This is a genomic window from Pseudomonas sp. NFIX49, assembly GCF_900115915.1.
In the GTDB taxonomy this organism is placed as follows: Bacteria; Pseudomonadota; Gammaproteobacteria; order Pseudomonadales; family Pseudomonadaceae; genus Aquipseudomonas; species Aquipseudomonas pharyngis.
Map to the genome: position 1 here is coordinate 473084 of NZ_FOYE01000004.1, position 15657 is coordinate 488740.

At 58.8% G+C, this 15657-nt stretch carries 9 protein-coding genes; 6 read left to right on the top strand and 3 right to left on the bottom strand.

Annotation, left to right across the window (positions count from 1 at the left end; genetic code table 11):
* Positions 1-35: 35 nt before the first annotated feature.
* From rpsF to dnaB, 5 genes are all read left to right on the top strand, one after another.
* Positions 36-464: a 30S ribosomal protein S6 gene (rpsF, locus tag BMZ46_RS14045; protein WP_007950702.1), complete on the top strand. Its 429-nt coding sequence runs from the start codon at positions 36-38 to the stop codon at positions 462-464.
* A gap of 28 nt (positions 465-492) precedes the next feature.
* Entirely contained in the window at positions 493-723 is a 231-nt protein-coding gene (gene rpsR / locus BMZ46_RS14050) for a 30S ribosomal protein S18 (protein ID WP_002551829.1), read from the top strand.
* Positions 724-759: 36 nt separating this feature from the next.
* Entirely contained in the window at positions 760-1650 is an 891-nt protein-coding gene (locus BMZ46_RS14055; RefSeq protein ID WP_039766674.1) for a YybS family protein, read from the top strand.
* 19 nt (positions 1651-1669) lie between these two features.
* Positions 1670-2116 (top strand): 50S ribosomal protein L9, encoded by a 447-nt coding sequence (gene rplI / locus BMZ46_RS14060; protein WP_003221136.1) that lies wholly within the window; start codon positions 1670-1672, stop codon positions 2114-2116.
* Between the two features lie 120 nt (positions 2117-2236).
* Positions 2237-3634 (top strand): replicative DNA helicase, encoded by a 1398-nt coding sequence (gene dnaB / locus BMZ46_RS14065; RefSeq protein ID WP_011332193.1) that lies wholly within the window; start codon positions 2237-2239, stop codon positions 3632-3634.
* Positions 3635-3730: 96 nt separating this feature from the next.
* Here the strand turns inward: dnaB and BMZ46_RS14070 are convergent, their stop codons facing one another.
* The 3 genes from BMZ46_RS14070 to BMZ46_RS14080 all read right to left on the bottom strand — a co-directional run bounded on the left by BMZ46_RS14070 (position 3731) and on the right by BMZ46_RS14080 (position 12614).
* On the bottom strand, positions 3731-6313 hold the full coding sequence (locus tag BMZ46_RS14070; protein WP_254778414.1) for a hypothetical protein: 2583 nt from the start codon (positions 6311-6313) through the stop codon (positions 3731-3733).
* 7 nt (positions 6314-6320) lie between these two features.
* The gene (locus tag BMZ46_RS14075; RefSeq protein ID WP_092163868.1) at positions 6321-10136 is read right to left on the bottom strand and encodes an NEL-type E3 ubiquitin ligase domain-containing protein; all 3816 of its coding nucleotides are present in this window, start codon (positions 10134-10136) and stop codon (positions 6321-6323) included.
* A 63-nt stretch (positions 10137-10199) separates the two neighbouring features.
* Positions 10200-12614 carry a hypothetical protein gene (locus BMZ46_RS14080; protein ID WP_081353113.1) on the bottom strand — a complete coding sequence of 805 codons (2415 nt, stop codon included), beginning with the start codon at positions 12612-12614 and terminating at the stop codon, positions 10200-10202.
* Between the two features lie 401 nt (positions 12615-13015).
* Here BMZ46_RS14080 and BMZ46_RS14085 point away from each other — a divergent pair, with 401 nt between their 5' ends.
* On the top strand, positions 13016-15319 hold the full coding sequence (locus BMZ46_RS14085; RefSeq protein WP_039766786.1) for a YgiQ family radical SAM protein: 2304 nt from the start codon (positions 13016-13018) through the stop codon (positions 15317-15319).
* The last annotated feature ends 338 nt before the right edge of the window (positions 15320-15657 follow it).

Below are 15657 nucleotides of genomic sequence, written 5' to 3' on the forward strand. Positions count from 1 at the left end.
TTTGAGCGGCAGGCTACAACCCGTAAGGAGCATTCATGCGTCATTACGAAATCATCTTTCTGGTCCACCCTGACCAGAGCGAGCAAGTCGGCGGCATGGTTGAGCGTTACACCAAGCTGATCGAAGAAGACGGCGGCAAAATCCACCGTCTGGAAGACTGGGGCCGTCGTCAACTGGCCTACGCAATCAACAATGTTCACAAGGCTCACTACGTGATGCTGAACGTTGAGTGCACTGGCAAGGCCCTGGCCGAGCTGGAAGACAACTTCCGCTACAACGATGCTGTGATCCGTAACCTGGTCATCCGTCGCGACGAAGCCGTTACCGGCCAGTCCGAGATGCTCAAGGCTGAAGAAAACCGCAGTGAGCGCCGTGAGCGTCGCGAACGTCCTGAGCACGATGGCAGCGCCGATGGCGATGACAGCGATAGCGACAGCGACAACAGCGATAACGCTGACGAGTAATCCACGGACCTTTTAAGGAGCCTATCAAATGGCACGTTTCTTCCGTCGTCGTAAATTCTGCCGCTTCACCGCTGAAGACGTGAAGGAGATCGATTACAAAGATCTCAACACTCTGAAAGCCTACGTATCCGAGACCGGCAAAATCGTTCCAAGCCGCATCACCGGTACCAAAGCTCGTTATCAGCGTCAGCTGGCCACCGCTATCAAGCGCGCCCGCTTCCTGGCCCTGCTGGCCTACACCGACAGCCACGGCCGCTGAGACCGGGCAGTCGACAAGTAGCAAAGGATTGAATGCATGCGTGCCTTAGCTGAGTTCATCATGCGCGGCCGTATGCAGGCCACTCTCGTAGTGGCCGGGTGTGCAACATTGCCGTTGTTGTATTGGTTGGGTGCTGCCGCCGGGAGCCTGGTGCTTCTGCGGCGCGGATTGACCGACGCCCTGGGCGTCGTGTCGCTGGGACTGCTGCCGGCATTGATCTGGTGGTTGTATGCCGATGACCCACGGGCACTTCTGGTGCTGCTGGGGTCTTCGGGGCTTGCGCTGGTGTTGCGCGCAAGCGAGTCCTGGGTCCGTACGCTGCTGGTCAGCGTAGCCATGGGGCTGGTGTTTTCAGTGGTGCTCGGGGCGGCGTTCGCGCCCCAGATCGAGATGCTGGCGCAGGCCTTGGTAAAGGTCATGCCCGCGCTTCTCGGTGATGCCTACCAACAATTGTCGGTAGACGAGCAGGCGCGTTTCGCGTCGCTGATCGCACCGGTCCTGACCGGCCTGATTGCGGCCTTGTTGCAGATCGTCAGCGTGCTGAGCCTGATTGTCGGGCGTTATTGGCAGGCGTTGTTGTACAACCCGGGTGGTTTTGGTCGCGAGTTTCGCGCCATCCGGATCCCGCTGGGGCCGGCGATGTTGCTGCTGGCGTTGATGCTTCTGGGCCCGAATCTCGGTGCACAGATGGCCATGTTGACGCCGTTGTGCAGTGTACCGCTGGTGTTCGCCGGGCTGGCCCTGATTCACGGGCTGGTGGCGCAAAGGCGACTGGCCGGTTTCTGGCTGGTGGGGTTGTACGTGACGCTGTTGCTGTTCATGCAGCTGATCTATCCGTTGCTCGTGGTTCTGGCCATTGTCGACAGCCTGATTGATTTTCGCGGTCGGGTGTCGAAAGACACCGATAACGCGAACGGTGAAGGTTAAAAGTTAAGAGGATTTCCACATGCAACTGATCCTTCTGGAAAAAATCGCCAACCTGGGCAACCTGGGCGACAAAGTAAACGTTAAGGCCGGTTACGGCCGTAACTACCTGCTGCCTTTCGGCAAAGCCACCGCTGCGACCGCTGCCAACCTGGCTGCGTTCGAAGAGCGTCGCGCTGAGCTGGAAAAAGCCGCCGCAGACCGTAAAGCATCGGCTGAAAGCCGTGCTGCCCAACTGGCCGAGCTGGAAGTGACCATCACTGCCACCGCTGGCGACGAAGGCAAGCTGTTCGGTTCGATCGGTACTCACGACATCGCTGACGCACTGACCGCCTCCGGCGTTGAAGTGCAGAAGAGCGAAGTTCGTCTGCCGAACGGCACCATCCGCAACGTGGGTGAATTCGACGTGGCCGTGCACCTGCACGCCGAAGTTGAAGCCACCGTGCGCGTTGTCGTGGTAGCAGCTTAAGCAACACCCTGATCGACTGGCGGCTTGTCCGTCAGACGGTTAACATCGGGCACGATCCTGTTTACAGGTCGTGCCCTTTGTCTTTCTGCACTCCCTGCTTTTCCTGATTAAAAAGTGGCCATGAACGAAATCTCCGCTCCCGAGCAATACGATCTGCAAACTGCCGCGCTGAAGGTGCCGCCGCATTCCATCGAGGCCGAACAGGCTGTACTCGGTGGTCTGATGCTGGACAACAACGCCTGGGAACGCGTGCTCGATCAAGTCTCCGACGGCGATTTCTACCGACATGACCACCGTCTGATTTTCCGTGCGATCGCCAAACTGGCCGATCAGAACTTGCCGATCGATGTCGTGACCCTTGCCGAGCAACTGGACAAGGAAGGTCAGACTTCGCAGGTCGGCGGCCTTGGTTACCTTGGCGAACTGGCGAAAAACACGCCGTCCGTCGCCAACATCAAGGCTTATGCGCAGATCGTCCGCCAACGTGCGACGTTGCGTCAGTTGATCGGTATCAGCACCGAAATTGCCGACAGCGCCTTCAACCCCGAAGGTCGCACAGCCGAGGAAATCCTCGACGAAGCCGAGCGGCAGATCTTCGCGATTGCCGAAGCCCGGCCAAAAACCGGCGGCCCGGTGGGTGTGAATGACCTGTTGACCAAGGCCATCGACCGCATCGATACCCTGTTCAACACCGCCGACTCGATCACCGGCCTGTCCACCGGCTACACCGACCTCGACGAAAAGACCAGCGGCCTGCAACCGGCCGACTTGATCATCGTCGCCGGCCGTCCGTCGATGGGTAAGACGACTTTCGCGATGAACCTGGTGGAAAACGCCGTGTTGCGCAGCGACAAGGTGGTGCTGGTGTACTCCCTCGAGATGCCAGGCGAATCGCTGATCATGCGTATGCTGTCGTCCCTCGGTCGTATCGACCAGACCAAGGTACGTTCCGGCCAGTTGGAAGATGACGACTGGCCGCGCCTGACCTCGGCAGTCAACCTGCTCAACGACCGCAAGCTGTTCATCGATGACACCGCCGGCATCAGCCCGTCGGAGATGCGTGCCCGGACCCGGCGTCTGGTGCGCGAGCACGGCGACATCGGCCTGATCATGATCGACTACCTGCAGCTGATGCAGATCCCGGGTTCCAGCGGCGACAACCGGACCAACGAGATTTCCGAGATCTCCCGATCCCTGAAAGCCCTGGCCAAGGAATTCAACTGCCCGGTAGTCGCCCTGTCACAGCTCAACCGCTCCCTGGAACAACGTCCCAACAAGCGTCCGGTGAACTCCGACTTGCGGGAATCCGGAGCGATCGAGCAGGACGCCGACGTGATCATGTTCGTGTACCGGGACGAGGTGTATCACCCGGAAACCGAACACAAGGGCATCGCCGAAATCATCATCGGCAAACAGCGGAACGGCCCGATCGGCTTTATCCGTCTGGCGTTCATCGGTAAATACACCCGTTTCGAGAACCTTGCCCCGGGTAGCTATAACTTCGACGATGACGAGTAAGGACTAAGCGTTTCAACCGACTGCATCAGCCGGTTGAAACGGATGCTTCCGACAATCGTTGCTACAGGTCGGCTGAATTGTCAGAGAAGGGCGGTCCTATTTCGCCAGTTCAAATATTTTTCGTGCCGTTTTGCCGTCGAACGATTCACGCCAGATCGGGACGTGCGGCAAGCCGGCCTGCTCATCCTGGCGCTGGGACGAGGCGCCCCGTCTGGCCTGATCGAGCTTTTTGAGATGGGCACCCTTGACCGTGAAGTTCAGCGCGACGCTGTTCTTCCTGTCGTAGTGAAAATGGGCTTCCCACAAAGGTGAACCGTCGGATCGATCAGTGATGGAATAAACGTCCAGAAATGATTTGTTCTGGCCTTTGCCTACCGGCTGGCGATCAACAGTCCTGGTCGCGCCGAGCTCCGCGTGATCCAGCAGATAGTTCAGGCGCAGTATGTCCAGCACGTCCCGATCTTTGTACATCCGTATCAGGATCTTCTGTCCTTCGGCGGTCAATAAATTGCCAGCGTTTCGCAGACGACCGACCAGCCCCGTGATCTCGCGGTCCTCGGTTCCCTTGCTGTGGTGTTCAAGCAAACGTGCCTGCTCGTTGAGTCGGTCCGCCTCGGTACCCAGAAACTCGATGATTTCCGTCGGGTTGGTTTTTCCGGTTTCCTTGGCTCTTGCTTCGTCCTGATGAGTTTTGACTTCGGCCAACAAGCGGTTCGCTTCGCCAAGCAGCTGTAGCCTGGTCGTTGCGCCAATCGGCGGGCGTACGGGCAACCATTCACCTTCGCGTTTTTCGTATCGCTGAGGCAGATTGTTTGGGTGGAAAGGATCAGGCACCTTGAGGGTGACGTTGCCGTCTGGGGCAATTTCCTGTTCTCCCACCAGTACCTTGTAGGTGCCGCGCTGGCGGGTTCGAAATATTTTCCTTGGAGGAGGGGGAGGCGCCGCTTCCGCATGGACCGGTTGTGCAGGAACAAAATCGAAATCGATCTCCTGATCAAGACGGGGAAGCTCGGTATTGCGGTCAAAGGTGGCAAAGATCTCGGTCAGCGTGCTCTCGATTCTCTTCTCGAACAAATCGGTCAGCGCGATGATTTCTCTGAGGTGAGCAGTGTTTTCAGGCGTCTCGGAGGCCACTTGCGCTTCAAAACGGATCTTCTCTGCCTTGATCTGATCGAGGGCCAACAGCAGCGCGGGCGGTTGCTCTCGCCTGGGCACATTTTCCAGGTCTTCGCTGAACAGGCGGGCAGCCCGCGCCGATTGCATACCTGTGCCGGCAGGGTTTTCGGGGTTGTTCGCAAACAGGTACAGGTAGGCTATCAGCTTGTTGCAATTGACCTCGTCGGCTCCGTGAACGCTGCGGTTCATTTCGTCCAGTTCAACTGATCGCCTCGGTGCAACTTGTTTGATCTGATCCACCACCGTTTGACGGATGTCGAGCAGCTTGAGCTTCCTGTTGTAATGCCCAATGAGTTTCCTGTAACTATCGAGGTTGTAGGCCTGTACGCTGGGCTTGATTCGCAAATCCATTATTTGCAGGAGGCTGTTCAGGGCCACCACTCTGTCCATCCGGATTTTCTGCAAGCTCTGTGTGGTGAATCTTTCTTTGATTTGATGCTTCCAGTCCTCGTGGTCGATGAACCTTTTTGCAAAGTCATCATGCAGTCGGGTGTGCTTGAACAGGAGCAATTCAAGTTCGGCAAAGCTCAAGGTACGTTCGGCACTTCCAACGGGGAGGGCAAAAGCCTTTACCCAGAGAGCATTGGCGACATCGGTTGACTGGTTGATTGCTGCGTGAGCCGCCTCGAAGGGTTCCCATCCCACATGTTGGACCTGGGGTATCTGAACTCCCCGACGACGGTGCATTCCTCCCTTCAGACCCACGGATACTGCAAACCAGGCGTTCGCCTCGCCGCGGGAAATCGCCAGGGTTTCACCGGGCCGACTCGCGTTGTAGATATTTGTATCGTCGTTTGCCACGGGATCCGTGGGTTTGACAATGCGCCAGACCTTCTGTTGAGGAGAGGATGCATCGATATCCTGCATGACTTGATAGGCCTGATTTTCAATGACGACGTAACGCTTGCCTTCGAACGCGTATATCCCGTTGTCATCCGCCACCGCGTCAGTGAAGTCCAGAGAGGTACGGAAGTCTTCCAGGCGACGGCTGCTCAGACTGAAGGTCATCGACTCCGGATCGAGCATCGGGTACCAGAGCCTGCTGTCGGGGTCTTGCAGAAGCAGCGGGCCGGACGGGACTCGCTCACTGCTCAGCCTGGCGCGGTACAGGCCGCTCTCGCTGTCCAGGCCGACCAGAAAGATGCTGCCGTCGAGCATGTCGACAAACTGCCGTCCTTTGAACCACCTGAATCCCTGGGCATCGGGCTGAGGCAACTGGACATCAGACGCGATCCGGTATTCCTCCAGAGAGGGCCGCGTCGCTGGCATGTTTTGCGTTGTGTAAGGTATTTCGCTGATGTTCACTTGCGGCGCGGGTGCGATGGCATCCAGATCGATATCCGCCTGCGTTCTGCCCGACCCGCCGAGGCGTTCGCGATGATGGATCACCGGCGAGGAGAACCGAGTCGGATCGGCTCCGGGAAGCGACTCGTTTGCTCGGCGTGAAGGAGGTGTATGTACTTCTACGGTAGTGTTGCCCTTGGAGGGCGGTTTTACTGGCATGGGGTGTTCATCCTTGAATACTTGATTCAGTCGTCGGCGTCATTGCCTTGTTTGGCTGCGAACCCGAAACGTGCGAATCATCGGGAGCAGCGGGTTGGTCCAGCTCCTGACGGGTCAGGGTCTGCATCAATGTCGCTTCATCTATTGCCAGTTGTCCTTGCAGATCATCGCTTTTCGCCTGGTATTGCTCCATGGTCAGTTGTTTGGCTTCGAGGCTTTCATGCAGCTCGGCGAGTCGGGCCTGATAAGGCTCGCGCTGCTCTTCGAATTGCTGTCGATACTTGCTCGTCAGGTAGTCTTTCCAGAATTCGCGTGAAAGCAGAGCCTGGCGTTCCGCAGGCGAGTTATCCAGGTCAATCACGGCTTTATAAACCCCGCTCAGCATTTCGCGGGTAACGCGACCCATCCCGATGAAACTGACGTTTTCTGGCTGGCCCGGAAGTTCAAGGGAGTCCTTGAGCCCGAATCGATAGGCCAGTCTGATTTCGACCTCTTCCTGCAAACGCAGGACGTGCGGTCGTTTTTCCTCCTCGGAAACCTGCGGATCCCTGACGATTGCTTCGCTGCGCTGAATATCTTCCGCAGCGAGTCTGTCGACTTCCTGCAAACGGAGCAGACGGCGCGACAAATGCACCAGTTGCGGGCCCAGCGCGTGATCCCCGGCTTGTTTGCGGGCGCTGTAGACCATGGTCAGAACCTCGAGATTGCCAAAGGAGAAGGCCGCTCGATCGCAGCAGGCCGGTTCGCCGGCACGATCGAAAAGATCCCGACGCAATTGATCCGATTCAGCGCTGTTTTCACTGATCGAATCCAGAACGTTCCAGACCCTGCGCTGCAAATCCGGGTGTGCGACCGGGCCGGCGTTCAGGCGTTGCAACACGGTGAAGAAAGCTTGCGCCCCCTGTTGGCTGATCAATCTTTGCCACTGTTCCCGTTTCAGCGCAACCTGCTGTGCAGGCATGCCTTGAGTCCAGCGCAAGAGCCCGTCCGAAGGTGAATGCGCTGACGGAAGTGCGTTTCTGAGAAGAGTGTTTTCCAGGAATGCTTGTGTATTCAGCGACGGCTGGGCGCGAGTTATCGAGAGCAAGCGACTCAAGTCACCCGAGACCAGTCTCTGAGCAGCGACACGGTCGCGGAAACGCTGGATGCGCTCCAGGGAGACTTCTGACAGCGGGTTGCCACTCACGTCGGTCACACTGTTTACTCGAAGCTGCTGGAGCAGCAGTGCATCGGGAGGGTCGATGATTGCGTCCGGAATTGTCGTGATCCGATTGTCGTACAGCAGGATGTCTTCCAGCGCCGGTTGTGCCGATAGCCCGGGCGGCCAGGTATCAATGCTGGTGTTGCCCAGGTTCAGCGAGCGCATATCCGTGATTGCGCTGAAGTCCGGAGTGATGCCCAGTGGATTATCGTTGAGCATCAATGCTCGCAGCGTTACGCGTTCGGAGAGTATGCGAGCTGTTTCCGGCGTCAGCGTGATCCGATTGTTTTGCAGGGACAGCCGCGTCATGGCATGCATTTGTCCGATCGCGGCAGGAAGCTCGCGTAACTGGTTGTTCGACATGTCCAGCCAGCGGACATGCTGAAACCTCGCCAGGAAACCATCCGGGGAAACGCTCAGGTTCATGCCGCTCAGTTTCAGTGAACCGACATGACTGAAATCAACGTCGTTCAGATCCGGTACGCTGTCCAGGCGTAAACCGTTCAGTTTCAGTTCCAGGCCTATGGGCGTTCCATCGGCGGCGTACTTTTGCGGTGTTTCACGTCTCCAGCAAGCGAGTATTCGTGTTTTCGCCCTGTAACGATCGCCCAGTCTGTCGGGATCGAGTTGCATCTGGTTTGCCCGCACGTAGCGCTGCCGGGAACCGCCACCGGAAAACGACCAGGCATTCAACTGACTTTCCAGGGTCTGAAACTCTCGTTCGAGCCGTGTAATTGTGGCTTCCGTATCCGGCCCCAGGCCGCTCAGGAATTCTCGGGCCTCGTGGATGCTTTTATGGGGGTGGATGTTCTGAAGTCGCTTTACCAACGGGCTGGGAAGAATGAAGGCATCTTTGACGGTGTAGATCTCGTTGATGGGATATCGATTCGAGGCGAGCTCCCAGAAGCGGTCGAAATGCTGCCAGTAGCCCTCGGAGAACTGATTGCCGTCCAGCAGTGTGACGGCATTGATCCGGACTTGGGTGAGCCCTTGTTCACCGCTTGGGTCGAGCAGCTCGGGCGGGACCTCGCGCAATCGGTTGGAGCGCAGGTCGATCTGGTCCATTTCGGTTTGAGTCCGTAATCCCGCTGGCCACTGATCGATTCCTGTATGGCTGAGATTGAGATTTCTCAGCTCGGACATGTTGCTGAAGTCAGGTGTCATGCCCAGGGGGTTACCCGACAGATCAAGTTGCTTGAGCCTGACCATGCTGCCGAGTGCTTGCGCACCTTTTTGATCCAGCACAATCCGGTTGGAGTGCAGATCGAGCATGGTCAGTTCGGGCATCGCGCGGATCGAGTCAGGAACTGCGGTGAGCCCCGATTCGACAATGCTCAGGCGGGTAAGTCGTGGGAAATGTGTCAGAAAGTCATCGCCGGTGCCTGGCCAGGCTATGCCTTTGATTTTCAAAACCTCGATATGCCCAAAACTCACCTTCAGGGGCGGAAGTGCTCCTCCTCCGCCCTCCGGCAGCCAGAGAATCGTGCCTGATTCTCGGCGCCAGCAACGCAGGATGTGATCGTTTACACGAACTGCCCAGTGCTTGTGGGCCTGTGAAGCCTCGGCGGTTTGCTGGATCCAGGCCACCAGATCCTCTTTCAGAGTCGCTAATTCGGCCTCCAGTCGTTTCAGTCCACCTTCGACATCCTTTCCCAGTGAATCCATGGCGGCTCTGAGCCCCGGCTCATCAAGGGCCGGGTAAAGCTTGCGAAGACGCCCCAGATGCGTTTGCAGGAACCGGCCGAGCGCGGCGTTCAGTTGAGCGCCGGACGGATTGCCTGAGGTGTTTCCCCGTCCCGGAAACATCCCCCCTGCGCCGCCGACGACCAGTCCGCTCCAGCCGATCCGCTCATCATAGAAAACAGCTTCCGACCTGCCCGGGCGCGTGGCGACATATCGGTTGTGCTCGTCCCGGGCCACCGCATCCTGGGGCCGGACGATGCGCATCACCTGAAGGTTCGGCGAGGATGCCTCCACATCATGCATGGCCTGATAAGCCTGATTGTCGATGACCAGGTAGAGCTTGCCTTCGAAACGATGCAATCCATCGCTGTCAGGCACCTGGTTAGAAAAGTCCAGAGAGGTACGGAAGTCTTCCAGGCGACGGCTGCTCAGACTGAAGGTCATCGACTCCAGATCGACCATCGGGTACCAGAGCCTGCTGTCGGGGTCTTGCAGAAGCAGCGGGCCGGACGGGACTCGCTCACTGCTCAGCCTGGCGCGGTACAGGCCGCTCTCGCTGTCCAGGCCGACCAGAAAGATGCTGCCGTCGAGCATGTCGACAAACTGCCGTCCTTTGAACCACCTGAATCCCTGGGCATCGGGCTGAGGCAACTGGACATCAGACGCGATCCGGTATTCCTCCAGAGAGGGCCGCGTCGCTGGCATGTTCTGCGTTGTGGAAGGTATTTCGCTGATGTTCACTTGCGGCGCAGGGGTGATGGCATCCAGATCAATATTCGTCTGCGTTCTGCCCGACCCGCCGAGGCGTTCGCGATGGTGGATCACCGGCGAGGAGAACCGAGTCGGATCGGCTCCGGGAAGCGACTCGTTTGCTCGGCGTGAAGGAGGTGTATGTACTTCTACGGTAGTGTTGCCCCTGGAGGGCGGTTTTACTGGCATGGTTATTCATCCTTGAATCATGGTTGCATCAGCTCCCTTGGTCGGAGTGATGCGCATTGGCGGCTATTGCCGAACCGGTGTCCCGGCGGCCGGTTCGCTTGCGCAGTCGAAGAGCTTTTGCGCAACTTTCGGGCTGATGTATTCCCGCCAGATGGGCTGGTGGGCAAGGCCCGCCTGCTCCTGGCGTTGCTGAAATGCGCTGCCCGCTCCGGCCTGGGCGAGTGTTTTCATGTGTGCTCCCCTGACCGTGTAATCCAGCGCCGGGCGATCCTGTCGGTCGTAATGGAAGTGGGCCTCCCATAGCGGGGTATTGGCGGAGCGGTCATTGATCGAATAGACGTCGAGAAATGATTTGTCCTTGCCCTTGCCCAGCTGCTTGCGGGCAACGATCTTGATGACATTGAGCTGCGAATGTTCGAGCAGGTAGTTCAGTCGCAACACGTCCAGTACTGCCTTCTCCTTGTACATGCGGACCATGATGTCGCGTCCCGCTGTACTGAGCGAATCACCGGCTGCTTTCAGGCGAGCGATGACGCTGGCGGCCTGCGCATCGCTGGCAATACCCTCGATGCTCTCCAGACGGCTGGCCAATCCGTGAAGCTCGTCGGCGCTTTCGTCCAGTGATTCCCGAATACTGGTCGGATTGGACTTGCGGCTTTCCATCGCCAGCCCCTCGTCCAGCAATTCATCGACCCTGCCCAGCAGATGAGTCGCCTGACCTAGCAGTTGGGGCGTGGGGGCCGCTGGGGGCGTGGAGCGCATGGGGTGCCATTCGCCCTGTCTTTTCTCGTAGCGTTGAGGCGGATCTTGCGGTTTGAACGGGTCTGGAACGTCAATGGTGACGCTACCGTCCGGATCGACTTGCCTGACCCCTACCAGAACCCGATAAGTCCCATGCTGGCGGGTCCGGAAGATCTTTCGCGGGGCGCTCGGGGTGGCGGTCGGAACGGACTGCTGCGGCACGAAGTCCAGGTCGATGTCCTGATCGAGTGCGGGCCACTCGGTGTTGCTGTTGACCCTGGCGTAGATATCGTTCAGCTGGCCGTCGATCCTCGACTCGAATGTTCCGAGTACGGACATCGCTTCGTGCAGGTAGGGTGTCTTCGTGGCGGGCAAAGCCGGCAACAGCTCTTCGAAACGGCCTTTTTCCAGTCTGATTTCATCGAGTGCCAATTGCAGGACAACTGGCCGGGACTGTCCGGAAACGTTGTGCAGCTCTTCTACAAACAGGTTGACGGCCATGTAGCTGCGCATTCCGAACGGCGGCGGGATGGTCGGATCATCGGCGAGCAGGCGCAGGCAGAGGTTGTATCGGGCGCAGTTGATCTGATCAACGCCGGGTATTCCCCGGTTGAGCTCTTCGATTTCGGATGTGGCGCTGCGGGACACCTTGCGTACCTGATCCATCACGGCCTGGCGGTCATCGAGGATCCGCAGTTTTTTGTTCATGTGAGCGAGGTTGCCTTTCAGCGAATCAACCGTCATCAGTGCAACCGAGGGATAAACCCGGCGATCCATGATGGCGAGCAGTTTGTTTAAATAGTCGACCCTGGCCAGCTGTTGCTCATGCAGCTCGGTTTTGTAGACGCCGCCGGCTTTCATCATGACCAGCCAGTCCTTGTTGTCGATGAGTGACTGGACGAACTCGGTCTGAAGGCGGATATGTTTGAGGGTGTGGACTTCAAGTCCGATCAGCTCCGCTCTTTCGAGGTCGCTGCCTTCCGGCAAATGTTTGGCGACGTCCCAGAGTTCATTGAAGCGCGCGTCCGAGGCTTGCAGCGCAGCAAAGGCTTCCCTGATGGGCTCGTACCGCTGCAGCAAATGCGCAATGTTGGCTCGGGCAGTGGCGGTCCGGGGCATTCCACCCAGAAGGCCGGAGCGGCTCGAAACCCAGCCGTGATCGGCGTCTCGAACAATGCCCAGGGTTTCACCGGCACGGCTTGGGCGATAAACGTTCTCGGTGTCGTGGGCGACCGGATCCTTCGAATTGACGATGCGCCAGACCTTCCTGGCGGGAGAGGAAGCGTCGATGTCGCGCATGACCTGATAGGCATGCCCTTCAATGACCGCGTATCGCTTGCCTTCAAAGCCGTGTAGTCCGTCGCTGTCTGGCGATGCACCGGCGAAATCCAGGGGGGTGCGAAAGCCTTCCAGACGTTTTTGTGGCAACGGGTAACCGATCAGGTCGGCGTCGTCGGGCGAAAACCAGCGCAGGCTGAATGGATCCTGCAGGAGGATCGGCCCGGAAGGTTTCAATTCTCCGGGCAGTTTGGCACGGTACAACCCGTTGTCAGGGTCCAGGCCCACATGCAGGACGTGGCCATCTTCGGTACTGACGAAAAGTCGACCTTTCAGCTGGATGAGACCCTGATCGTCGGGATCCGGCAGCGAGCCGCCAGGACGGATGCGATAGTCCGCCAATGAAAGCGGCGCTGGAATCACCGGTATTGCCGAATTCGGGATTTCGCTGACAGTCAACGGCGGTGCCGGTGTTATTGCATCCAGGTCACCGACGGTCGGCAATCTGGCCGGTTTCTGGTCGGGAACGGGAGGTTGGTTGATCGGGGGCAATCGCGAGGCAGTGTCACTCCTGAAGAGAGGGTCTTTGACCGGGCGCGAGGGCGGAGCATGTACTTCAGCGGTAGTAATCCCCCTTGGAGGCGGTTTTACGGGCATGTCTTTTCATCCTTGAATACTGATTCAGTTGTCGGCGTCATTGCCTTGTTTTGCTGCGAACCCGAAAGGTGCGACACATCGGGAGCGGACCGGGAGCGGGAAACGGCAATTGGAGAAACCGACCACGGTCGTCGGAATTGGTCAAAATTTGTGCTATATTCCGCGCCCGCGAAATTCAATGAAAGCCAACACCGGTTATCGACATGCAAGCAGCCAAGCCGTTATTTGACTATCCAAAATATTGGGCCGAATGTTTCGGGCCAGCGCCGTTCCTGCCCATGAGCAGGGAGGAGATGGATCAGCTTGGCTGGGATTCCTGCGACATCATCATTGTTACGGGGGATGCCTACGTCGATCACCCGTCGTTCGGCATGGCGATCATCGGCCGGCTGCTGGAGTCGCAAGGCTTCCGCGTCGGGATCATCGCGCAGCCCAACTGGCAGTCCAAAGACGACTTCATGAAGCTCGGCGAGCCGAACCTGTTCTTTGGCGTCGCGGCCGGCAACATGGATTCGATGATCAACCGCTACACCGCCGACAAGAAAATCCGTTCCGACGACGCCTACACCCCGGGCGGCATGGCCGGCAAGCGTCCCGACCGCGCGAGCCTGGTCTACAGCCAGCGCTGCAAGGAAGCCTACAAGCACGTGCCGATCGTGCTCGGCGGCATCGAAGCCTCCCTGCGCCGCATCGCCCACTACGACTACTGGCAGGATCGCGTGCGCAACTCGATCCTGATCGACGCCAGCGCCGACATCCTGCTGTACGGCAACGCCGAGCGAGCGATTGTCGAAGTCGCCCAGCGTCTGTCCTACGGGCACAAGATCGAAGACATCACCGATGTGCGCGGCACCGCGTTCATCCGTCGCGACACGCCGGCGGGCTGGTACGAAGTCGACTCCACGCGCATCGACCGTCCGGGCAAGATCGACAAGATCATCAACCCGTACGTCAACACTCAGGACACTCAGGCTTGCGCGATCGAGCAGGAGAAGGGGCCGGTTGAAGACCCGCAGGAAGCCAAGGTCGTGCAGATCCTGGCCAGCCCGAAAATGACCCGCGACAAGACCGTGATCCGCCTGCCGTCGATGGAAAAGGTGCGTAACGATCCGGTCCTGTACGCCCACGCCAACCGCGTGCTGCACCTGGAAACCAACCCGGGCAACGCCCGTGCGCTGGTGCAGAAGCATGGCGAGATCGACGTCTGGTTCAACCCGCCGCCGATTCCGATGACCACTGAAGAAATGGACTACGTGTTCGGCATGCCTTACGCACGTGTTCCGCATCCTGCGTACGGCAAGGAAAAAATCCCGGCCTACGACATGATCCGTTTCTCGGTGAACATCATGCGTGGCTGCTTCGGCGGCTGCACCTTCTGCTCGATCACCGAGCACGAAGGCCGGATCATCCAGAACCGTTCCGAAGAGTCGATCATTCGCGAAATCGAAGAGATCCGCGACAAGGTGCCGGGCTTCACCGGCGTCATTTCCGACCTCGGCGGCCCGACCGCGAACATGTACCGCATCGCCTGCAAGAGCCCGGAAATCGAATCCGCGTGCCGCAAGCCGTCCTGCGTGTTCCCGGGCATCTGCCCGAACCTGAACACCGACCACTCGTCGCTGATTCAGCTGTACCGCAGCGCCCGTGCGTTGCCGGGTGTGAAGAAGATCCTGATCGCCTCCGGCCTGCGTTACGACCTTGCGGTCGAGTCGCCGGAATACGTCAAGGAGCTGGTGACCCACCACGTTGGTGGTTACCTGAAGATCGCCCCGGAACACACCGAGGAAGGTCCGCTCAACCAGATGATGAAACCGGGGATCGGCACCTACGATCGCTTCAAGCGCATGTTCGAGAAGTACACCAAGGAGGCGGGGAAAGAGCAGTACCTGATCCCGTACTTCATCGCCGCGCACCCGGGCACCACCGACGAAGACATGATGAACCTGGCCCTGTGGCTCAAGGGTAACGGCTTCCGTGCCGACCAGGTCCAGGCGTTCTATCCGTCGCCGATGGCCACCGCCACCGCGATGTACCACTCGGGGAAGAACCCGCTGCGCAAGGTCACCTACAAGAGCGACGGCGTGACCATCGTCAAGAGCGAAGAGCAGCGCCGTCTGCACAAGGCGTTCCTGCGTTATCACGACCCGAAGGGCTGGCCGATGCTGCGTGAAGCGCTGACCCGCATGGGTCGCGCCGACCTGATCGGGCCGGGCAAGAACCAGTTGATCCCGCTGCATCAGCCGGCCACCGACAGCTACCAGAGTGCCCGTCGCAAGAACTCGACACCGGCCGGCAGCCACAAGGTCGCGAAAGAGAAGACCACCAAGATCCTCACCCAGCACACCGGTTTGCCACCGCGCGCCAGTGATGGCGGCAATCCTTGGGACAAGCGTGAGCAGGCCAAGGCCGCGGCATTCGCCCGCAACCAGCAGGCCGCCAAGGAACGCAAGGAAGCCGCGAAAGGCAAAGGGCCGAAACCGGCACGCAAGCCGGTCGTACCGCGCTGAAACGCACTTGAGCCAAAACAGAACGCCAACCTTCGGGTTGGCGTTTTGCTGATCGTTCCCACGTCGAGGCGTCGAGCCGTCTGCGTGGGAATGCCTCCAGGGACGCTCCGCGTCCAGTGACGCAGAGCGTCACGGGCTGCATTCCCACGCAGGAGCGTGGGAACGATCACGGGAGAGGGTCAGGGGAAGGGGCTCTTCGCAACATTTGCGTGCAACTGTGCCAAACCATTTCACCGCATCGCCCGATTTTGGTGCTGTACTGCCCTAAGCATTCCGGGAAAGCGCCCAAGCCTCTGCATGGCATAAGTCTTGCGCGCTTTCGAATACGCTTGGGCTCG